This window comes from Micromonospora sp. H33, from assembly GCF_052068455.1.
In the GTDB taxonomy this organism is placed as follows: Bacteria; Actinomycetota; Actinomycetes; order Mycobacteriales; family Micromonosporaceae; genus Micromonospora.
On the sequence record NZ_JBQHDE010000010.1, the window covers coordinates 1 to 21148 of the forward strand.

Consider the following 21148-nt stretch of genomic DNA (forward strand, 5'->3'; position numbering starts at 1 on the left):
GATCGACGGTGGCTGCTCTCGTTCTCCCGCCGCCTCACGCCGCAGCTCAGCCAAGGTCAACATCCCCGGCTGGAGTACTAGGCTGCCGTGGTGGACCTGACGCAACTCACCGATGAGGTTGAAGCGGTTTCGAGTCTCTACGCCAGAAGGCACGGGATCGAGCGCGATGCGACCTGGTTCCTGCTCAAGCTTCAAGAAGAGGTAGGGGAGCTAACTCAGGCGTTCCTCATGCGTGCCGGCCAGGCCAGGGGTAAGGGGCATTCCAAGCAACAGCTCGATGAGAGCTTCCGGTCTGAGCTTGCCGACGTGCTGTCGCAGGTGTTGCTGATGGCTCGACACCACGGAGTCAACTTGCAAGCCGAGGTCGAACGTAAGTGGTTGGTGTGGAAGCCCGACGAGGTTGCCGGGCCACACACGGGCCAGTAGTTACCGCGCCCAACGGTCAGGAGCGGGCACGAGACGCACCCCGCGGTCCCGCTCGAGCAGGCGTTTCGGACATCCCGACCGGTTGAGCACGGTTTCCCAATGCATTCCCGGGCCGCTTGAACTAGGTTCCACCGTCACCTGCATCGCCGCCAGCGCCCCCGTCCGGTGGAGGGTGAAGCGGGAGGTCAAGGGGCCCGTCGTCGGACCCGGAGTCTCGTGGCTTCAACAGAGTGATCGCCATGAGCACCAGGAGGGTCAGCAGGATCGCGACAACGGCAACAAGTCCTACCGTCTCGATCACTGACACCATGAAATGAGCCTACGATCGCCGCGGGGGTGCAGTCCAGGCGGCGCAGTCCGCATCTAGTCCACAAGAGGGCGACGGACAAGGGGGAGCGGTGTGAGATGTTGGAAGCCGTTTCCGCTGGTAGAAGTGGGTTCCGGCAGGTGGTCCGTGGGCAGCCAACATGATCTCATAATCCGCAGTATGGGCGGGTAAGACCGCTGCGAGTAGAGCCAACAGCGGGAAGCCGGCCTCCGCTGGTGGGGGCCGGCTTCCCGCCTCAGGTCAGGCTGGGCTGATAGACCAGACCCCGTCTGCGGTCACCTGTACCAGTGCCGGGCGTCCGACGAGCATCGCTGACGCAGTTAGCCACCCTCGGCGGTCCGGCGATCGCTAACCAAGGTGAAGGTCGACGTATGCGGGATCGTGGTCGGATCCGTCGCCGCTGATCTGGGTGCGGCGCATGACGTGCGCGGCGGTGACGGTGAGGTCTGGGCTGGTCCAGATCTGGTCGTACAGAGCGAAGGTGGTGATGCCCTTCGCGCGGTGACGGTGCGTCCAGATGGTGGGGGACAGGTCGGCGAATTTGTCGTCGATGAGGGCGTCGCTGCGGTTAGGGCCGGCGACTGTGGTACCCAGGCGGATTTGCTCGGTCAGGTTCGCCTCGCGTAGTGGGGCGAGGGTGTCGGCGTCGGGTTCGTCGTTGAGGTCGCCGGTGAACACAACGCGTCGGGTCAGTCGCTGCCGGCGCAGGATCTGGGCGAAGGTCTGGATGGCGCTGGCGCACGCCGGTTCCCGAGTTGTGGGCGACGCGATCGAGGGCAACCTCGACTGCGCCCGTCACCTGGCCGTGCTTGTTGACGCCAGCGCCGACTTCGAGCTGCTCGCCCTGGTCGAACTATCCATCTTCTGCTTCCGCTACCTGCCGCCGAACGCGCGTGCTGGCTCGCGGTCGCAGGCCGACGAGGAGGAACTCGACCGCCTCAACGAACGGATCATGGTGGCACTGCAGCAGGCCGGCAGCTCGTACCTGTCGAACGCGACCATCAATGGCCGCTTCGCGCTGCGCGGCTGCGTGCTCAACTACCGCACCACCCGCCACGACATGGAGATCCTGCTTGACGACGTACGCCGCGCTGCCGAGCAGGCGATCGAGCAGACGCGCTGACGACGATCCCAGGTTAGCCTCCGCCGCCGTTAACGGCTGACACGAATTCGTAATCCGCGTGGCGGACGGCCTGCGAAAGGCAGGCAGCCATGGCTCGGCTGGTCCCACCGGGGTCGGATCGGGCAGCCCCCGGCCAGGACCCCACCTTGCCCAACAGTCACCTGGGGGTCGGATCGGGAGACCGGCGCGAGGGGACACTTGTTCGAGTGGGACGGGGCGCGTCGGCGCCGGTGGTGGAAGCCGTTGCCGGCGGAGCTTGTGGCTGCGGATTTACCGCTGGGGCGTTCGGCTGGGCTGGCGGCGTGCGTCCGGGCAGGTTCGTCGGTCGGCTTTCGGCTGTTGGTGGGGTCGGTGTCGATTGGATCGGTGGGCGGGGCGACGAAGGCGGAACGGTTGCCGCGGGCTGCGGGACGGCGGACGTCGCCGATGCAGTGTCGGACGGTGCCGGCACGCTGGCCCCGACTGAGGTGCCGGGGGCTGGCGGGTTCGTCGGGTCCGGGGGCGGTAGTAGGTGCCGCAGTTCGTTGATGTCGTCTCGCAGTCGGGTGAGGGTCTCGTCGTCGCCGATGCCATTCAGCAGGGCCGTGGCACGCTCTAGGTGGTAGCGGGCGTGGGCGTGCTGGCCGTCGGCGAGTTCCTGCCGCGCTTGGTCCAGCAGTCGGCCGATTTCGCGTTCGGTGCGTAGCGCCTCGGCCCGGTCGGCGTGGACCAGTCGGGTGACCGGCCACAACAGCTCGCCCGGCTCGGCGCGGGCGGCACCGAGCCAGACGGTGCCGACGACGGTGACCAGGGCCAGCGTGGCGCCAGCCAACACCTTCGGTCTCCGGTGTCGCCGCCCGACCGCCGGTTTGACCGCGGCGACGGCAGGGGTGTGGCCCGCCCCGCCGGATCGGGCCTGGGCCGGCTCACCCGGCGCGGCGTCGACGGTCGAGTGCGACGGGGGAATGGCGCGGACTGGCGCCGTCGTGCCCGAAGCCTCCAACCTGGATTCCAACTGATGCGACCGTGCCACCACATCGGCGTGCCAGCGGATCAGCAGGGCGGCGAGCGGGTCGTCGGCCGGATGGTCGACCGGCGGCGGGTCACCGCGACTAATCGCGTCGAGCAGCTGGTCGTCGCGTTCGACCGGGTCGGGAGACGAACCAGGGGGTGCGCCTTCACTCACAGGATCACCTCGGTGAAGGCGTCTCCGGCGAGCGTGCGGAGCCGGGTGAGCGCGCGGTGCTGTGTTAGTCGTACGGCGCCTGCCGTCATGCCCAGCACGGTACCGACCTCTTCGGCCGTCATGCCGACCGCCAGCCTCAGCACCAGGATCTCTCGGTGGGTCGCCGGCAATTGGGCCAGCAGCCCGGCCAATCGGGCGTTGAGGTCGGCGGTGAGAGCCCGCATCTCCGGGCCGGGGGCGGGGTCGGGTGCGTCCGGGACGTCGGCGACGCTGTCGGCCCGGTCCCGCTGGGCTGCGCGGCCGGCGTCGGCGACCTTGCGTGCGGCGATGCCGTAGACGAACGCGAGGAAGGGGCGACCTTGGTCGGTGAACCGCGGTAGGGCGCGCAGCACGGCGAGGCAGACCTCCTGCGCGACGTCTTCAGCGGTGGCTCCGCCGACGCCGATGTGACCCAGTCGCGCCAGGCTGTAGCGGACCGCGATCGGCCTGATCAGCGCCAGAACCTGGGTTACGGCAGCTGGATCTCCGGCGGCGGCCCGACGGACGACGGCGGGATCCGGTACCTCCATACCCTCGCGGACCCCTCTCGATGTGGCTGGCTCGACGGTATCCGCCCGCTGTCACGGCACCAAGAGGGTGTGGTGAAACGCGAAGGCCCTACCCGCCGATATCCCGGCAGGAGGGTCCGCGACCCGACGTCCCCGACGTCGGGTCCGCCGGTATGTCCCCTTCATCCATATTTATATATTTCCAATAACAGATTCCTGTTCCTGCTGGTCCAGGCCGTTCCTGGTGGGGCAACCTGCGTGTGGGCCAACCGCCCCTACCGCACGTGGAGAGGAACCCCATGCGCAGAACCATCGGCGTCGCGATGCTCACCGGCATCGTCGTCGTCGCCTCCGCCGCAGCGACGGGCGCCACCGCCGCCCCCGCCGACGCGACCACCGGCTACATCGTCGTGCTCCGCGCCGACGCCGACTCCCCGTCGATCGCCCTCGAGCATGCCCGCGCCAACGGCGCTACGGTCGGCCACGTCTACCAGCACGCTCTGCGCGGCTACTCGGCGCGGATGAGCGCCACCGCCGCGGAGCGGATCTCGCACGATTCGCGCGTTCTCTTCGTGCAGGCCGACGGCGTGGCCACCACCACGGCGCAGTCGATGCCGACCGGCATCAACCGTGCCGACGCCGAGCTGAGCCCGACCGCGAAGATCAATGGTGCGGACGAGCGGGTCGACGTGGACGTCGCCGTCATCGACACCGGCGTCGACCTAGACCACCCCGACCTGAACGTCCACACCGCCGGTGCGAAGAACTGCAGCACCGGGCGCACTGCGGACGACGGCAACGGGCACGGCACGCACGTCGCCGGCACGATCGGCGCCCTCGACAACAGCACCGGCGTGGTGGGCGTCGCCCCGGGCGCCCGGATCTGGCCAGTGCGGGTGCTGAGCAACTCCGGCAGCGGCAGCTTCTCCGACATCATCTGCGGCATCGACTACGTCACCGCGAACGCGGACAAAATCGAGGTCGCCAACATGAGCCTCGGTGGCTCCGGCTCCGACAGCGCCTGCGGTAGCAACAAGGACGCGATGCACGAGGCGATCTGCCGCTCCGTCGCCGCCGGTGTGACGTACGTGGTGGCGGCCGGCAACAGCTCCGCCGACTCCAGCACCTTTGTTCCGGCGGCGTACGACGAGGTGATCACCGTCAGCGCGCTCGCCGACTTCAACGGCCTGCCCGGCGGCGGCGCCGCAGCCACCTGCCGCAGCGACGTCGATGACACCCTCGCCGACTTCTCCAATTACGGCGCCGACGTGGATCTGATCGCCCCGGGTGTCTGCATCGAGTCGACCTGGAAGGGTGCCGCCTACAACACCATTTCCGGCACCTCGATGGCCAGCCCGCACGTCGCCGGTGGCGCCGCCCTCTACAAGGCCACCCACCCCTCCGCCTCCCCCGGCACTGTCAAGTCCGCCCTCCAGTCAGCCGGCACGACGGACTGGAACAACGTCGACGACCCGGACGGCATCAAGGAGAAGCTGCTCAACGTCGCCACCTTCTGAGAAAGGCAGGCACCGGCGACGGTGCCGGCAGGCTCGACCCGTCCCGCCCCGGTCTCTCGCCGCGCGTCCCGTGCTGCGGGAGCCGCGAACCCGGCACCGGCCGCTTCCTTACTCCCCCGGAAGCGGCCGGTGCTCGGCTCACGCTGCTCCACCCGTACCGCCGGGTGGCAGCAGATTCGGGTGCGGCATCGAAGACCGCGGCCTTCATCGTCCGGTCACCGCCGCGGGTGGCGGCGAGCACGTCAACGAGTACTGCCAAGCCAGAGTCGCGGCCGACTCGCCTGCCGACGCCGTTCTCCACGCGGGGGGCGCCCCGAGCAGGGCCGGCCGGCCACCAACGCACCCACCCCGGACCGGACGGGTGACGTGCCGGCAAGCCGACCCGCCGACCGGGGCCAGCCGTCTCCTGACCGTCCCACCGCTGTCCCCAGTGGCGCACCCATCGTCCCCGGCTGGCCCCGGTCCGCGGGTCGACTGGGTCTCAGCGGCCCGCGAGGAGCCTGACATGCGTGATCCGTTCCCTGACCAGAAGCCGCCCCTGCGCTCACCCCGACCAGGACGATGGCCGGCCGATCAACCGTCCTACCGAGCGGCATCCCGGGCCCGAGACCGGAACGAGCGGCCGGACGAACGGGCTTGGGCGGGGGCTGTCGCCGACGGTAGGCGCCGCAGGCGGGGCGTCATCTGGCTCGCCGCAGCATGCCTGCTCGTCGGCTTCGGCCTGGGCTTCGGTGCCGGCGTACAGGCGCGGCCGACCGGCGGCGGACCGAGCGGTGCGGGGCCGTCTCGCGCCGCCGGCAGCGACGGGATGACGCCGGTTCCGGACGCCGTGGTCCCGCCCGTGGCCGACCTGCCGGGAAGCATCACCCCTGCCGACGGCATTCGGTGCATGTCAAGGCATCACATGAACTTATGGATAAAGCACGATGAATATCGGTATTGGCCAATACAAGATGATCTAGCACGATCTATGTAGTTCGACTGATCCCTCCAGGCCGGCGTGGTCCACGGGCAGCGCCGGCCCACCCCCAACCCCCCTTGGAGGAGCAATGCGACCCACAAGGTCAACCTGGCGTCGAGCCGCCGCAGCCGCCGCAAGCGGCGTCCTGGTGGTCACCGCACTGGCCGGCACACCGGCCCACGCCGCCCCCGCCTCCCCGGAGACCGCCGCGAAGCTCGTCGCCACCCTCGGTGACCGGTCAGCAGGCAGCTACCTCGACGCGAGCGGCAACATGGTCGTGACCGTGACCGACGCGGCGGCAGCACGGCAGGTCGCCGCCGCCGGCGCTACGCCGAGGATCGTCGCGCGTGGCCCGGCGGAGCTGCGCCACGCAACCGCCGCACTGGAGCGCACCGCAAAGATCCCCGGCACCGCGTGGTGGACCGACCCCACCACCAACCAGGTCGTCGTCAGCGTCGACAGCACCGTCGCCGGAGCCGCATTCGACCGGGTGCGCTCCGCCGTCGACCAGCTCGGCGCCGCCGCCCGGCTGCAACGTGACGCCGGCGTGCTCAGCACCACCATCTCTGGCGGCCACGCCATCTACGCCGGCAGCGGTGGACGCTGCTCCCTCGGGTTCAACGTCCGAAACAGCAGCGGCACCCAGTACTTCCTGACCGCCGGCCACTGCACCAACATCTCCCTGTACTGGTACGCCAACTCGTCCCTGAGCACCTACCTGGGCCCGCGCGCCGGCAGCAGCTTCCCCGGCAACGACTACGGCATCGTCCGGCACGACAACAGCAACGTCACCCGCCCGGGCAACGTCTACCTCTACAACGGCTCCTACCGCGACATCACCGGCGCCGGTGACGCGTACGTCGGGCAATCGGTGTTGCGCTCCGGCAGCACCACCGGCCTGCGCAGCGGCTCGGTCACCGCGCTCAACGCCACCGTCAACTACGCCGAGGGCACCGTCTACGGTCTGATCAAGACCAACGTCTGCGCCGAAGGCGGCGACAGCGGCGGCTCGCTATTCGCCGGAAACACCGCCCTCGGCCTCACCTCCGGTGGCAGCGGAAACTGCACTACCGGCGGCACCACCTACTTCCAGCCGGTCAAGGAGGCGCTGGCCGCCTACGGGGTCAACGTCTACTGATCAGGCACGTGACGCGGGGCCGTCGGAACCCTCGACGGCCCCGTACCTCGTGGAGCGCCTGTTCGACGGTCCGCCGAGGCCTGTGCATGGCTTGGTGAAACCGCACTCCGCCTTGCTAGCCGACCTCTACTCACATTGGTTCGGACTGCTGTCGGGAATCGTTACCGTCGTGGTTGCCGCCCAACGCCTAGACGGACCCCAGCAGCCAAAGTTCCACCTCGCCTGGTGGCGGGTACTGCGATAGCCGACCAGCCAGCCCGGCGTAGCGCAGTAGGGGCGGTCGGCGCACATAAATCGGGCGGGGTGTGAGCGTCCACGCGACAGGAGCCGGGGACACCCGACCCCTCTTCGCCCCCGGAGGGTTGTCCCCGCGCCTGTCGCCCCCACCCGCACGTGCGCAGTACGGTCGTCGCATGGTGGACGTGGCAAAACTGCCGCAAGGGGACAGGCTGGTGCTAGCCCAGCTTTCCGGCGTGGCCGGTCGATACGGCAATGGCGCCGACCGGGAGAGGCCGCGAGACGAGGCGATCGCCGCGGTGTGCGCGGTGACCACGGACCCGCGGTTGCTGGGCATACAGGCGGGCGTGGCCATGGCCGATTCGCACGGCATCAGCGGTGCGACGGTCGAGCTGCTGGCTGCGGCTGGCGCCGACATGACGGTCGCCGCCGCGCATGGGGCTGAGGTGCGGGCGCGGCTGGAGGCCCAGGGCACCCGCTACGACCGGGACTAGTCGCCGACGCACGGGCGGTTGTCAGTCGCGGCTGGCCCGGTCACGTGTCCGGCAGCACGTCACGCGTCAGCCTGGGTTGCGCCCGGTAGCCCCCGGACACCGGCCGACTCCCATGGTGGTGGTCCGCTCGGGAAGAAAGCCCGGGTGGCGTTGCTCCCCGGTGCTGCCATGGGTGACAGGTGCGATGCGGGCGGCTGCCGCGCCTGTGGGGTGATGGTTATGCCGCGGTGCGGTGTCGGCGGGGGATGAGTTTGGTGGTGGCTTCGGCGGTGGCGCGTTTGAGTTCGTGCAGGACGGAGGTGTAGGTGTCGGCGGTGAGTTTGTAGGAGGCGTGGCCGAGGGTGTCCTGGATTTCCTTGATGCTGGCGCCGGCGGCGAGCATGAGGGTCGCGGCGGTGTGTCGTAGGTCGTGGAACCGTACGGGCGGTAGGCCGCTGGCGGCCACGAGGCGGTCGAAGCGTGCGGTGATGAGTTCGGGGTGCCAGGGGCGGCCGTCGCGGCGGACGAAGAAGATGTCGCTGTCGTGCCAGCGGGGGCCGGCAGCGAGTTTCCATCCGGCGCGTCGGGCGAGGTAGGCGCGCAGCACGGTGAGGGTCTCCTCAGCGAGGGGCACGACCGGGTCGCCCGCGGCGGACTTCACCTCCTTCTCGATGACCGTGTAGCCGACGCTGGTGCGTTGTTCGGTGATGGTGAGTTCGCCGGTGGTCAGGTCGACGTCGTAGTCGTGCAGGCCAGCGAGTTCACCGCGTCGGGGGCCACGGTGCACGGCGAGGTTGAGCAGCGCGGACAGTTCCGGGTCGTGGGCCTCGGCGTAGTCGAGGAACTGTCCGACCTGGCTGGGTGTCCACACCATGACCGGGCTGGGTCGTCGTCCGGTGTGCCGCCAGCGGTTGACGGCGGCGACGGTCCACAGTCTCGGCTTGGGTGGCGTGCCGGAGCGCAGGTCGACGGATTCGGCGGGGTTGTGGTCGACGAGTTGGTGGTGGTAGAGGCGGCGGGCGTCGTTGAGGGCCTTGCGCAGGGTGGCCAGGATGCGGTGCATTGCTGGCGGCGCCGACGGTGCGCAAACCCTTGACCGTGTCGCGGACGGCCTGGTGGGGGCTGTTGCGGGCGGCGATGATCTCCGCGTTGCGTGCCTCGATGGCGGCGAAGACGGTCTGGATGTGCCCGGCGGTGAGGGTGTGCAGCGGCACGTGCTCGAGCTGCGGGATCCAGTACTTGGTGAGGTGGTCGCGGTAGCTGCGCAGGGTGGCCGGTGACAGGCCGGTCCGGTTGTTGATCCAGGTGGTGAGGTAGGCGCCGAGGGTCAGCTCCGGGTCGGCGGCGGGTGCGCCGGCGTGGATGCGACGCGCGATGTGGTCGCGGTCGGGCAGCGGCTCGCCGGGCGGCAGGCGGTGCAGCAGGTCGGCGATGTGGCGGCGTAGGAGTTTGTCGGTGCCGGCGAGGTCGAGCACTCCCCGGGCGTGGTCGCGTTCGGTCGCGGCTTCGTCTCGGGTGGCAAAGCCGGCGCGGCGCAGTTGCCGGCGGCTGCCGGCGGCGTCGGGTGGGAGTTCGAGTTGGTAGGCCCAGCTGCCGTGGTGGGGGTTCCACCCGTTGCCGCGGCGCAGCTTGGGGCACTTCGCGCCGAGGCGTTTTCCGCCGTGGCGGCAGCTGCAGCGTTTGGTGATGGATCCGTCGGCCATCAGAAATGGTTCTCCTTTACCCGGTGCCGCGGCGCGGCGGCATCGGATTGTCGGTGTCGTCGATTGGTGATCGACGCTCGCCACGGCGGACCGGTCAAGTCGCCGGCGGCGGGCCGGTGGGGTCGGTGGCGGCCACGACGGTGAGGATGGCGGTCACCGACACCCGGTAGCGGGAACCGACCCTGATGACCGGCACCGGCAGGGTCCCGGCACGGGCCAGCTCGTAGGCGCGGCTGCGGGACAGGCCGAAGATCTCCCCGGCGGTGGCGATATCGGTGACCGCGCCGAGTGCGCGGATCCGTTCGAGAGTCCACGCGCCGTTGCCGCCATGTGGCGGTGTCTCGGCGGTCTGCGGCTGGTGGGATGACATGGCTGCACTCCTTGGGCTGTGAAGCAGGGCGGCGCGCCTCGGACAGTGGCGATCTCGGCGTGCGAATTGGGTGGCCGGCGGCTCGCGTTGAGGCAGGCGCCGTCACAGGGGAACGGCACCGCCTCGACGAGTTGGTGCCGGCGGGCTGGGGGTTGGCTGGCGCCTACATGTGTGGGCGCCGGCCTACAACGGGGCGACGGGTTGGCTGGTGTTGGCGGTGAGCGGTCTTGGCTCAGCGGACGTCTACCAAGGCAGCCGGTAGTGGGCCGACGCCGGGATCGGCGCGCGCCCGGCTCGGTGGCGATCAGCCCGGAGTGGTTCGGGATCGGGCGGCGACTACTCGCCGTGCGGCGCTTCGCAGCGGTGGGGGCACAGCAGCAGCCGCAGCGGGCGGGCGGCTTGCTGGGGGACGACCGTTGCCGAGGACCCGCAGCGCGATCGTGCGTGGCAGTCATAGGGCCGCGTCGGTGACGTGGCCTACGTCCAGGCCCATGAGCCTTGGGGCTTTTGTCGTCCATTGCACAACAGCGGGCCAGGAGGAACCCTGCGGTGAGAATGTCGACCGGTGCGAAAGTACGACCCATCAACCGCGACATCCGCACCGCCGACTGGAGCACCCTTCGAGCTGAGCCGTCGCCGTCCGGCAGAGCGCTGAGCAACCGTAGGAGGCTGATGTGGCTGGTCACCGAGGGGAGGTGTCCGCTCTGGGCGAGGAGTTTCATCCCTTCCGGGTGGTGCTGGCCTCACCCTGATTGAGGGCAAGCTGGTTTGCACCTGGGGTAAGGATCTTCTTCCCGGGCGCCTGTCCGCTGGGCCGATTGGCCGCTGTCGGGATGTCAACCGGAGGAGATAGCGGATGCCGGATCCGATCGAAGAGTTCTTCGCCGAGGTTGGCCGCCGGAACCATGATCAGTACCGTCAAGTCGAGGGCACAGTCCGTTTGGACCTGACCTGGGGCCATCAGCAGGTAGATCACTGGTTCTTTCGGATCAGCTACGGCCGGGTCCACGTGAGCCGCGACGATCGCGACGCCGAGTGTGTGATCCGCGCGGATCGGGAGTGGTTCGAGCGGGTCGTCCGTGGTGAGGCGGATCTGCGATCGGCGTGGCTTCGCCACCGGTTGGCGCTCGTGGGCAGCCTGTACTGGTTGGAGATGTTCCACAAGTTGCTTCCCGGGCCTGCTGGAGCGCGTGATCCGCGGGTGCTGGCGAGCAGCGGGAGGCGATCGTGACCGGCGGCGACTCGGTCCGAATCCTGAACGGCAACACGTTCGTGGTCAGCGATGGTTGCGGCGACATCGACGCAGCCCCCCACATCCCGACCGGCCTTTTCTCTTTCGACACCCGCTACCTGTCGAAGTGGCAGTTGACCCTCAACGGAGAGAAGCTCCAGGCGCTGTCCGTCGACGATGTGCAGTACTTCGAGAGCCGCTTCTTCCTGGTCCCGGCGGGGGCGAGTCACTACGTCGACGCCAAGATGTCGATCATCAGGCAGCGGTCGATCGGCAACAGCTTCGACGAGCAGGTGAGGATCCTCAACCACACTCGCGAACCGATCGACCTCAGGCTGCGGGTGGAGGCGGCCAGCGACTTCGCCGATGTGTTCGAGATCAAGGACGTGCGGCAGAAGAAGGGGCGGACCTACGTACGGGTCGAGGACGGTCGCCTGCGGATGGGGTATGAGCGTGAGACCTTCCGGCGCGAGACGCTCGTTTCAGCCACGGTCCCGGCGAAGGTCGACGAGCAGGGCATGACCTTCGACGTCCATCTCGAGGGGCACGGGGAGTGGACCGTGTGCCTGCACGTACATACTCTCGGCGCGGACGGCCGCGACATCCGCTCCAGCCTGCTAGGCCAGCCCGGGCCCTCTCGGCCTCGGCTCCAGTATGAGTTCGATGAATGGCTCGCGAGCGCCCCCCGCCTCAATGCGGACAGCGAGGCCCTGCAGCGGACTTACCGGCGCAGTCTTGTCGACCTTGCCGCGCTTCGGCTGGTGCCGCTGGCGTTCGGTGGACCCAGCGTGCCGGCGGCTGGGCTGCCCTGGTTCATGGCTATCTTCGGCCGGGACAGCATCTTCACCAGCCTGCAGGCACTGCCGTTCGCCCCGGAACTCGCCCTGACGACGCTGCGGACCATGGCGTCGATGCAGGGCGGCAGGCTCGATGACTTTCGGGACGAGGAACCGGGAAAGGTGATGCACGAGTGGCGCTACGGCGAGTTGGCGGCGTTCGAGGAGTTGCCCTTCGCCTCGTACTTCGGCGCGGCTGACTCGACGCCGCTGTTCGTGGTCCTGCTTGACGAGTATGAACGCTGGACCGGCGACGCCGGGGCGGTCCGCAGGCTGGAACCCGAAGCGCGTGCGGCGCTGGAGTGGATCGACACATACGGTGACCTGCTGGGCAACGGCTACGTCTGGTATCAGCGCCGCAACGAGCAGAGTGGCCTGGAAAACCAGTGCTGGAAAGACTCGCCGGATTCGATCTTTTACCGCGACGGCACCTTACTGAAAGCGCCGCGCGCCACGTGCGAGATCCAGGGTTACGCGTACGACGCGAAGAGACGTGGTGCCCGCCTGGCGCGAACATTTTGGAACGACCCCGCATACGCCGACCGGTTGGAGCGGGAGGCCGCAGGTCTCAAGCAACGCTTCAACCGTGACTTTTGGGTATCCGACGGCGAATACTATGCACTCGCTCTGGACTGCGACGGCAGACCAGCGGACGTCTTGTCCTCAAACATTGGACACCTGCTGTGGAGCGGAATCGTCGAATCCGACCGGGCCCCCATGGTGGCGCGGCACCTACTCGGTTCCCGCCTGTTCTCCGGCTGGGGCGTTCGCACCCTCGCCGAGGGGGAGGAACGGTACAACCCGGTGGGATACCACGTGGGAACTGTGTGGCCTTTCGACAACTCGTTCATCGCGTGGGGTCTGTGGCGGTACGGCTTCCGGAAGGAAGCGGGCCGAATCGCCGAAGGCATGATCGAAGCCGCCGAGTACTTCGACGGGCGCCTTCCCGAAGCGTTCGCCGGGTACCCCAGGGAACTCACCAAGTACCCCGTCGAATACCCGACCGCATGCAGTCCGCAGGCTTGGTCCACCGGAACTCCGCTGCTGCTGCTGCGGACAATGCTAGGTCTGGAGCCGGACGGCGATCAGCTGGTGACCGACCCAGCGATACCCGACCGGCTGGGCCGGGTGGAGTTGACCGGCGTCCATGGGCGGTGGAGGTGAGCGGCCCGTGGCGCGTGGCGCGTGGCTCGCCGGCTTGCGGGCGTGGGATTGCGCCGCAGGTCTTCGTTCGTGGGCCGGGACGCGGCGCGGATCAAAGGCTCAGCTGACGAAGCTCAGTGCGATCCGATACGCCATCAACGCCCGCGAACTCCTTCGCCCTCCAACCGGCCGGCCCACTGCCGGCACGACACCGCCGCTGGAGCCGGATAACCAGGAGCGCCCTCGCCTTGCCTAGCCACGATGACAGCACCGCAGGCGCCGAAGCGGCGGTCAGGACATTGGCTGCCAGGGCGGTGGCCGGAACTCTGCCTCCCAGAGCTCACGGTCTGGGCTCACTCGCGATTTGGCCACGGAAAACTGGCCCTTGCAGAGAAGCTGGTGGACCTCGACGACGTCTACGACTGCGTCGAATACTCGAACGTCACCGATGCCGAAGTCGACGCCGACGTCGTCGCCGAGGCTCGCCAAATTCTCGGACAACCACACACCACCGACCGCTCTAATTCGCCCTGAACCCGAGTGCGCATAGGATCATCTGACCCGGCTGCCACCTCGGGTTAGTCATCCGGATGCTCGGGTTCCTGAGAACCCGATGAGATCTGCGGTCGGCGGAAGATCAGCACGTCCTCGTGCGTGATCAGGTGAAGGGGGGTGCCGCCGGCGCGGGCCTTGCGCACGGCTTGGAGTTGGAAGAACGACGGCCGGGCGACGAGGTGCCCGTCGCGGACCGCGGCGAGGAGGGCGACGCACCGCTCGGTTGGTACGAGGCCTGCGCGGACGCCGGCGGCGATGACCGCGCTGGGCAGGTCGACCAACTGGCCGTTCTTGCGCCACGGCCGCACGGTGACCACGACGGTCCCGCCGGGGCGCAGCAGGATCGCGCAGCCGAGCAGGATCTGCTCGAACCCGTCGGCGAGGCCGGTGAGGTCGCGGTAGGCGAGGTTCCCCTTGTCGGTGCCGTCGTTGTAGGTGTTGTCGAACTTCGCCACGCCGTCCGCTCCGGGTCGGACCAGGCCGTGCACTGCCGGCCCGTACGGGGGAGAGGTGACCACGAGGGCGACCTGTCCGGCGAGGGCGGCGGGCAGCAGGGACGCCAGGCGGGTGGCGTCGCCGCGCACCACCGACGCCCGGCCGGTCGCGCCCTGGTGGTGGGCGTGGGTGATGTTGGCGTCGGCGATGTTCGACCAGCGGGGCTCGTACTCCACGCCGATCGCGTCGCGTCCGGCATGGATCGCTTCGACGAGAGTGGTGCCGATCCCGCACATCGGATCGAGAACGAGGTCGCCCGGCTGGGTGTAGGCGTGCACGGCGTGGGCGGCGATCGCGGGGAGCATCCGGGCGGGGTGCTTGACCGACTCGGGGACGTAGCGGCCGCGGCGCTGCACCGGCCCGGTCTGCTGGGCGGTCGCCCACACCGACAGGCCGTCCGGCCCGTCCGGCGTCTCGCGGCGTCCGTCGGTGTCGCGGCTCTCGTCGCGGTGCAGGTCCCTTGCCAGGTTCGCCGGCTGATCCGGTTCGGCTGGGGGGCGCTCAGCCACGGCGGTCACCCCCGTCGCGGCGGCGCCGCCCGGGTCGCGGCGCAGCGGCCGGTCCGACGGCGGAGCTGAACACGAGGAGGTCCGCGTGGACCTTCAGGTGCGCCACCGCCCACCGCTGCTGGCCGGTCTGATGGGTGAGCGTGAGCAGTTCCTCGTCAGTGGCGTGGTAGACGAACGCGTCACCGCACGCGTCGGCGGAGACTGCGACGATGTGCTGCAGGTAGCCCAGGCCGACGGACGCGGCGGCCGCGGCCACCGGGGTGAAGTCCTCCGGCCGTCCCGCGGTGGCGGGGACGCCGCTCGATCGAGCGGCGGATCAGCAGCCAGTTGGCGAAGCCGTAATGACCGGTGCCGGTGTTGGGGAGGGACGCGACGGCCCAGTCGTAGAGTCTCGGACCTTTGGCGCTATCGCCGCAGCTGCGGCGCTTCCACACCAGGGCCGGTGCCGCCGCGGCGAGGGCGTCATCGCAGAGGTGCTTGAGGGGACCACCGGCTGACCACCGCCACCGCACACAACTCGGCCCGCCGGCGGCCGGCTGTCCGACTCCGGTTGATGCGTTACACATTGATCTCGCTTGATGGATTACGCAAATGCCGGCTCGCTGCGCCGATTACGCGGCCTGACGAACGCCATGTCGGAAGCCAGCTGGCAATGGGCTCGTAGCCGTTCTGCCAGACCCACCGATCATCCGTCGTTCACAGCGCCGCCGCCGTGTAGCCCGGCACGCAGTGGCGGGAGCCAGGCCCTCACCGCCTGAGGTTGCGCGGTTGCTCTGCCCGAGCCGTACAGGCCATCGTCAGCCTTTCGCTGGCTACGGTAAACCCCCGGGGCCGCCGGGTGGCCCGCGTAGTGCGAGTCACCCGGCGGCACCGCGGGGACGGCTGGAAATCGATCCGAGGACGCCCAGCAGTGAGCCGATCCCGCCAGGATCGTCTCTCCTGCCCAGACCCGCGCCTCGAGGTGCGGATGGAGCGGTTCAGCCGCGGCGCCACTTCTGGTTCGCGGTGCCGGCGCAGTCCCACAGCTGGAGTCGGGCCCCGTCGGCACCGTTCCAGTCCTTGATGTCGACGCACTTGTTGGCTTGCGGATTGACCAGGTCGCCGGCTGCGGAGAGGACGAACTGCTGGGCGGGGTTGCCGCTGCAGTTGGCGATCTGGATCACCGCGCCGTTGGCGGTGGAACCCCACGCCACGTCCATGCACTTGTTGTTCTGGGTACGCAGCGTTCCACCGGTGAAGGTCCAGGCCTGCGCGCTGGTGCCGTTGCAGGTCCAGGTCTGCAGCGGTACTCCGTCGGAGAAGTTCGAGCTCGGGACGTCGATGCACTTATTGTTCCAGTTGCTGATGATCCGGTTCCCGCCGCCGGTGGTGACCAGCGACAGCCCGTAGACGCCGAGGATCTCGTTGACCGGCTGGAACCAGGTGGTGCCACCGGAGGAGCAGTTGCCCGAGCCTCCGGAGGTGACACCCTGGGCCTGGTTACCGGAGACCCATGCCCCACCGGAGTCGCCGCCCTCGGCGCAGGCGTTGCTGCGGGTCAACCCGGACACGGCTCCCTGCGGATAGTTGACCGTCTCGTTGCGACCCAGGATGGTGCCGCAGCGCCAGCCGGTGGTGCGTCCAGAGCGGCAGACGGAGCTGCCGATCGTCGCGTCCTGCGAGCCGGCGACGGCAACGTTGCCTCCCGCGTAGTTGTTGACCCATGGTTGCGGGGTCCAGGCGCTGTTGGTGCGCACCCAGCCGTAGTCGTTGCCGGGGAAGGACGAGTCGACGAACGTGCCCTGGGAGACGTTGTTGTAGCCGAGCGTGGGGCTGCCGGGGCGCCCGCAGTGGCCCGCCGTCACGAAGCCACCGACGACGGCGAAGCCGACCGAGCAGAGCGTGTTGCCGTTGATGACGTATTGGTCACCGCCGCGGATGTCGTAGAGCGGGCGTGGCGCGCCGGCGGATTCGGTGATGCGTAGCGCGCTGGCAGGCACGCCGCTGGCCCTCGCGTACGCGGCCGCCTCGGCGGCGGCACCCGGCCTGGCCGTGACGACGACACTGTTACTGCCCACGTCGATGTACCAGCTGTAGATGTTCCTCGGGTCTGCCTTGTCCCGCCGCCGATCCAGGGAGCCCTTCAGGGAGTTGAGGGTGTTCTCGCTGCGGGCGACGATCCTGACGTCAGCCCCCTCGGCGCGGACCACCGCGGCGAGCGCGGGATCCGTCACCGCCACGGTCAGGCGATCTCCGCCCTTCGGGATCCAGGCACCAGCGAACGCCGCCCCGAGCCGGGCTCGTAAACGGTTCTCGACCACCGGCGCGGCCGCCTCGGTCCGCAGCCGGTCAACGGCCTGCGCGGCCGTCAATCCCAGGTCACGACGCATCGCCGCGGCCAAGTCCGGAGCGAGACCAGCGACGCCCGCGCGGTCGGGTGGGGCAGTGGTAGACCCGGTGCCGGCCAGGGCCGGCGACGGCGCGACGCCGACGAGCGCCAGGGCAGTGACGGCGACGCAGAACGAGCGCAGTGTTCGAGGCATGGGCATCCTCCGGCGTAAGGGGTGGGACGAAGCGGGGAGCAAGGCTGACAGTCGAGTTCCGGGAGAGCGCTCTCTAGCGAAGAGTGTCGATTTCGCACGTCTCTGTCAAGACTGTTGCCAGTGACGCGCCGAGCCGGAGCCGGAGCCTGCACCGCGTCGACCCAGGCGGTTGCCACCGCCGCCGGCGGCCGACCCGACGTCGCGGCAGGCGCGGTGTCTACGGCCCCTCGCTCAACGCGACAGCCAACCCCAGTTCCCCGGCGTGGGATCTCATCTGGCAGGAGTCCTGTCACCAGGGCACCTACGATCCGGCAAGCGCCGCTGCCCTGGTTGGCCCGGACCTGCGCCATATTTCGTCCTCAGGACCGGGAGCGCGCCGGTCACCTGCCCACGTGCAGACGAAGGGCTGCTGCCCGAGATCCGACGCCCCACGTCCGGACGGTACTCGTCCCGGCATAGTTCACCGCCGACCGCGGTTCACGGCATCCGGATCTGCCGCCGACCGGGCGCCACGCTCCGTGACGAGGGGCGGTGGGTCGAACGCTCGGTCGTGGCCGATGTGAGTGCACGGTGGCTCGCCGACTCAGCTCACCCTTCGGTCGCGATTGCCGCGATGGCGGCGTGTGGCCGATGAGTGCCTTCGCTGGGCCGCTGCAGGCGCTCAACTTCCGTGAAGCCGGCTCGCGCCAGTCGCTCGGAGAACTCGTCAACAGGCCAGCGATAGGCGGTAACGACCTTGTGGTCGAAGGCGGCGACCTCGTCACCTACGAAGAGACCAAGCACTAACGTTCCGGCCGGGGCCATTACTCGCCGGAACTCAGCGAGCACTCCGTCGAGATCTTTCGGCGGCAGATGGATCAACGAGCCCCAGGCCAGGATGCCGGCGATGGAGTGGTTGGCAACGGCGAGATTTTCCATCGACCCGAGTTGGTAGCTGCCGCTCGGGTGAGCTGCCTGCGCATGGGCGATGAACTCGGGGACCATGTCGATTCCCGTTGCGTTGACGCCCAGCGAGCGAAGGTAATCGGTGATATGGCCAGGCCCACAGCCCAGATCGAGCACCGTGCCAGGTCGGCCCGCCAGATGTCGCCCGATGAAGGCGAGGTCGTCGGCATGTACCTGCTGGCTTGTACCGAACAGCTCGATGTAGAGCTCCGCGACGGACGCATATGCCTGCCGGACCTGCTCCAGGTTCACCACGCGACAGTACGGGCTCTCGGATTGGCAGAGCAGGCCGGGCCAGCGCGGGAACGCGCGTCGATTTTCGCGGTGCCCGCATCCGGCGATCCGAGGGCAAGGTCAGATGAGCACATCTGCCGCTGGTCGCGCGACTATGCCGATGGCTGGACGTGGGGAGTCAGCGTCTACCAATAGCCCTCGACGCCGCCGACGGTCAGGTGTGGCGCAGCACCAGGGTTGCGAAGCCCAACAGATTGCGGTACCCGCGCAGCCATTGGTCCCGGTGCTCGCGCGCGACCGCGAGCGCTTCGGCGGCGTCGGGGTGGCCAGGGTTGTCGAGCGCCCACTCGGTGAGCGAGCCGACCCACGACCATTCGTAGTTGTCCCACTCGGCAGCATCGCTGATGTGGGCGTACACCGGGGTCCAGCCGGCCTGTTCGGCGACGTCCACCAGGCCGGCGAGATCGGTGAAGTCCTCCGGTTTCGCGTCGAGCGCGGCGAGGGCCTGCGGAGTCGGTGGGACCTGCCAGAAGCCCTCGCCGATCACGAGGATCCCGTCGGAGTTCACGTGCCGGCCGGCCATCTGCAGCGTTCCGGCGAATCCGTCGAAAATGTGGGTCGACCCGACGCACAGCACCAGGTCGTAGTCGCCGTCCGGCACGTACGTCCGGGCATCGCGCTCATGCAGCGTGAGCCGATCGGCGAGGCCTCGTTCAGCGGCCGCTGCCGCGGCGCGTTCGAGGGCGTACCGGCTGACGTCGACACCGTCCGCGTGCCCGTCGGGGTAGTGAGCGAGGGCTTGCAGTGCCCAGGCTGCCTCCCCGCAGCCGAGGTCGAGAATGCGTGCCGCCGGTCGCCGGTCCGCCCGGCGCAAGAGCCGGTTGACGTTGACGCCGAAAATCGGTGCCGCGATCGGGTGGTGCGAGTGCGCGATGCTGCTGAGCCGCTGACGATCCACGGTTGACAGTGAACACGAGAGCAAAGACGTCGGCATTCCGCCCCGCACCGCGAGCATCGCCATGTCGCCGACCGAGAAGATTGCGCCACGACTCCGGCCAGATCCCCAGCAAGGATCTGCCGCCAGCGCCGTTTCGCCATGTCGCTGGTCGCGCTGTCCCTGGTCGAAGCACGGAAGGAAGCGGGTTTATGGTGGCCGGATGCTTGACCTGAGCAGACTGGACCTGGAGGAGATCGCCACCGCGCTCGAGGACCAGACCGACTACGAGCACCGATGGCTGATCAACCCGCAGACCGGCGAGATCGTGTTCTGGACGGCGGACGGCGGCATCGACGGAGACACGCCCGTCGACCTTGACGACCTCGACCTGGTGGGCATCGACCCGCTGCCGTCCTACGTCTGGTACCAGGACATGGCCGACTTCGCTGAGAGGATCAGTGACGCGGCGGCCGGCCGCAGACTCGCGCGAGCTATCCAGGGCCGGGGTGCCTTCCGCCGGTTCAAGAACGAGTTGCACGAGGAGTATCCGCACCTGCTGCCGGCGTGGTACGCCTTCCGCGACGTGCGCGCAAGGCGGCGGGCGGTGGAATGGCTGGTCGACAACTCGCTGGTCGACGACGAAACGGGCGAGCGTTTCATGGCCGAGCACCCAGATCCAGACCTTCCCTGAGCTGGCGTCCGCGCCGCGCGGCTTCCCAGACGACGACGCACGCATCTGCCGCCGACCGGGCGTCACAGTGCGTGGCGAGGAGTGCATGCAGCGAACACCCGGTCCTGCCGATGAGCGAGCGAAGGATCAGCCTTGACGCCACTCCCCGGAGCGTGACCGGACTGCGCTCCTTACTCCCGGGGCTTGACCTTGACGCAGCGTCAACCCCGCATGCTGGCGCCATGTCCATAGATTTCCAGATGACAACCGAGCAGGTCCGGGGGCCTGCGATCCACGTGCAGGGTCTTGAGAAGTCGTACAAGGATCTGCACGTGCTGCGCGGTGTGGACTTCGACGTGGCACGGGGCAGCATCTTCGCCCTGCTCGGCTCCAACGGGGCGGGCAAGACCACGGTCGTGAGGATCCTGTCCACGTTGTTGAAGGCAGACGCGGGGACGACCAGCGTCTGCGGCTTCGACGTCGTCACGCAAGCGGCGAACGTGCGCGAGTCCATGAGCCTGACGGGGCAGTTCTCGGCCGTCGATGAGATCCTCAGCGGGCGGGAGAACCTGGTGCTGGTCGCCCGGTTGCGGCACCTGAAGGACGCCGGTCGGATCGCGGATGATCTGCTGGCCCGCTTCGGGCTGAACGACGCGGCCGAGCGGAAGGTGTCGGCGTACTCGGGTGGCATGCGTCGCCGCCTGGACATCGCGATGAGCCTCATCGGGGACCCGCCGGTGATTTTCCTCGATGAACCGACCACCGGGCTCGACCCGCAAGTTCGGGTCGAGGTGTGGAACAGCGTCAAGGAGCTCGCCGAGGGCGGCACGACGGTGCTGCTCACCACGCAGCACCTGGACGAGGCCGAACAGCTCGCCGACCGGATCGCGATTCTCCACGAGGGGCGCATCATCGCAAACGGCACCCTCGCCGAGCTGAAGCAGCTGCTCCCGCCCGCCAAGGTCGAGTACGTCGAAAAGCAGCCGAGCCTCGAGGACGTCTTCCTCGCCATCGTCGGTGACAAGGGCATCGGCAGCAAAGCCGGCGCGGCCAGCGCCGACGGCACGAACAGCTAAGGACTC

General features: G+C 68.8%; 19 protein-coding genes and 2 pseudogenes. 10 read left to right on the forward strand and 11 right to left on the reverse strand.

Features of this window, described 5'->3' with window-relative positions; all coding sequences use genetic code 11:
• Nucleotides 1-90 precede the first annotated feature (90 nt).
• Entirely contained in the window at nt 91-426 is a 336-nt protein-coding gene (locus ACTMS0_RS20715) for a pyrophosphatase (RefSeq protein WP_441156889.1), read from the forward strand.
• Nucleotides 427-1102: 676 nt separating this feature from the next.
• Here the strand turns inward: ACTMS0_RS20715 and ACTMS0_RS20720 are convergent.
• On the reverse strand, nt 1103-1534 hold the full coding sequence (locus ACTMS0_RS20720) for an endonuclease/exonuclease/phosphatase family protein (protein ID WP_441156890.1): 432 nt from the start codon (nt 1532-1534) through the stop codon (nt 1103-1105).
• On the opposite strand from ACTMS0_RS20720, the gene ACTMS0_RS20725 reads away from it, so the two are divergent.
• Nucleotides 1482-1877, forward strand: a complete 396-nt coding sequence (locus tag ACTMS0_RS20725) for a hypothetical protein (RefSeq protein WP_441157060.1) — start codon at nt 1482-1484, stop codon at nt 1875-1877. The two genes, ACTMS0_RS20720 and ACTMS0_RS20725, sit on opposite strands and share 53 nt — an antisense overlap.
• A gap of 157 nt (nt 1878-2034) precedes the next feature.
• On the opposite strand, the gene ACTMS0_RS20730 is transcribed toward ACTMS0_RS20725, so the two are convergent.
• Nucleotides 2035-3042: an anti-sigma-D factor RsdA gene (locus tag ACTMS0_RS20730; RefSeq protein WP_441156891.1), complete on the reverse strand. Its 1008-nt coding sequence runs from the start codon at nt 3040-3042 to the stop codon at nt 2035-2037.
• Nucleotides 3039-3611: an RNA polymerase sigma factor ShbA gene (gene shbA, locus ACTMS0_RS20735; RefSeq protein ID WP_441156892.1), complete on the reverse strand. Its 573-nt coding sequence runs from the start codon at nt 3609-3611 to the stop codon at nt 3039-3041. The genes ACTMS0_RS20730 and shbA overlap by 4 nt, the downstream gene beginning before the upstream one ends.
• A gap of 278 nt (nt 3612-3889) precedes the next feature.
• Here shbA and ACTMS0_RS20740 point away from each other — a divergent pair, with 278 nt between their 5' ends.
• From ACTMS0_RS20740 to ACTMS0_RS20750, 3 genes are all read left to right on the forward strand, one after another.
• A complete protein-coding gene (locus ACTMS0_RS20740) occupies nt 3890-5107 on the forward strand; it encodes a S8 family peptidase (RefSeq protein WP_441156893.1) in 1218 nt (405 codons plus the stop codon).
• Between the two features lie 1049 nt (nt 5108-6156).
• Entirely contained in the window at nt 6157-7206 is a 1050-nt protein-coding gene (locus tag ACTMS0_RS20745; RefSeq protein WP_441156894.1) for a S1 family peptidase, read from the forward strand.
• A gap of 413 nt (nt 7207-7619) precedes the next feature.
• Nucleotides 7620-7937, forward strand: a complete 318-nt coding sequence (locus ACTMS0_RS20750; protein ID WP_441156895.1) for a hypothetical protein — start codon at nt 7620-7622, stop codon at nt 7935-7937.
• A 217-nt stretch (nt 7938-8154) separates the two neighbouring features.
• Here the strand turns inward: ACTMS0_RS20750 and ACTMS0_RS20755 are convergent, their stop codons facing one another.
• Together ACTMS0_RS20755 and ACTMS0_RS20760 are read right to left on the reverse strand one after the other, a co-directional pair.
• A complete protein-coding gene (locus tag ACTMS0_RS20755) occupies nt 8155-8979 on the reverse strand; it encodes a tyrosine-type recombinase/integrase (RefSeq protein ID WP_441156896.1) in 825 nt (274 codons plus the stop codon).
• 734 nt (nt 8980-9713) lie between these two features.
• Entirely contained in the window at nt 9714-9989 is a 276-nt protein-coding gene (locus ACTMS0_RS20760; protein ID WP_441156897.1) for a helix-turn-helix domain-containing protein, read from the reverse strand.
• A gap of 856 nt (nt 9990-10845) precedes the next feature.
• Here ACTMS0_RS20760 and ACTMS0_RS20765 point away from each other — a divergent pair.
• The 3 genes from ACTMS0_RS20765 to ACTMS0_RS20775 all read left to right on the forward strand — a co-directional run bounded on the left by ACTMS0_RS20765 (nt 10846) and on the right by ACTMS0_RS20775 (nt 13733).
• A complete protein-coding gene (locus ACTMS0_RS20765) occupies nt 10846-11220 on the forward strand; it encodes an SCP2 sterol-binding domain-containing protein (protein WP_441156898.1) in 375 nt (124 codons plus the stop codon).
• Nucleotides 11217-13220, forward strand: coding sequence for an amylo-alpha-1,6-glucosidase (locus tag ACTMS0_RS20770; protein ID WP_441156899.1), 2004 nt, complete (start codon nt 11217-11219; stop codon nt 13218-13220). Before ACTMS0_RS20765 ends, ACTMS0_RS20770 begins: the two co-directional genes overlap by 4 nt.
• A 240-nt stretch (nt 13221-13460) precedes the next feature.
• A complete protein-coding gene (locus tag ACTMS0_RS20775; RefSeq protein ID WP_441156900.1) occupies nt 13461-13733 on the forward strand; it encodes a hypothetical protein in 273 nt (90 codons plus the stop codon).
• A 44-nt stretch (nt 13734-13777) separates the two neighbouring features.
• Here ACTMS0_RS20775 and ACTMS0_RS20780 read toward each other — a convergent pair whose 3' ends face one another.
• From ACTMS0_RS20780 to ACTMS0_RS20805, 6 genes and pseudogenes are all read right to left on the reverse strand, one after another.
• On the reverse strand, nt 13778-14704 hold the full coding sequence (locus ACTMS0_RS20780; RefSeq protein WP_441157051.1) for a TRM11 family SAM-dependent methyltransferase: 927 nt from the start codon (nt 14702-14704) through the stop codon (nt 13778-13780).
• A gap of 46 nt (nt 14705-14750) precedes the next feature.
• Nucleotides 14751-15056, reverse strand: a pseudogene (locus ACTMS0_RS20785) (hypothetical protein); the annotation flags it as partial.
• Between the two features lie 4 nt (nt 15057-15060).
• Nucleotides 15061-15192: pseudogene (locus ACTMS0_RS20790) on the reverse strand (IS701 family transposase); the annotation flags it as partial.
• 543 nt (nt 15193-15735) lie between these two features.
• Complete coding sequence (locus ACTMS0_RS20795) at nt 15736-17280, reverse strand: ricin-type beta-trefoil lectin domain protein (RefSeq protein ID WP_441156901.1); 1545 nt, start codon at nt 17278-17280, stop codon at nt 15736-15738.
• Nucleotides 17281-17868: 588 nt separating this feature from the next.
• Nucleotides 17869-18477, reverse strand: a complete 609-nt coding sequence (locus ACTMS0_RS20800; protein ID WP_441156902.1) for a class I SAM-dependent methyltransferase — start codon at nt 18475-18477, stop codon at nt 17869-17871.
• Nucleotides 18478-18673: 196 nt separating this feature from the next.
• Nucleotides 18674-19480 (reverse strand): SAM-dependent methyltransferase, encoded by an 807-nt coding sequence (locus tag ACTMS0_RS20805; protein ID WP_441156903.1) that lies wholly within the window; start codon nt 19478-19480, stop codon nt 18674-18676.
• 136 nt (nt 19481-19616) lie between these two features.
• Between ACTMS0_RS20805 and ACTMS0_RS20810 the strand changes: the two genes are divergently transcribed.
• Both ACTMS0_RS20810 and ACTMS0_RS20815 read left to right on the forward strand, forming a co-directional pair.
• The gene (locus tag ACTMS0_RS20810) at nt 19617-20087 is read left to right on the forward strand and encodes a UPF0158 family protein (RefSeq protein ID WP_441156904.1); all 471 of its coding nucleotides are present in this window, start codon (nt 19617-19619) and stop codon (nt 20085-20087) included.
• Nucleotides 20088-20308: 221 nt separating this feature from the next.
• Nucleotides 20309-21142 (forward strand): ABC transporter ATP-binding protein, encoded by an 834-nt coding sequence (locus ACTMS0_RS20815; protein ID WP_441157052.1) that lies wholly within the window; start codon nt 20309-20311, stop codon nt 21140-21142.
• Nucleotides 21143-21148: the final 6 nt, after the last annotated feature.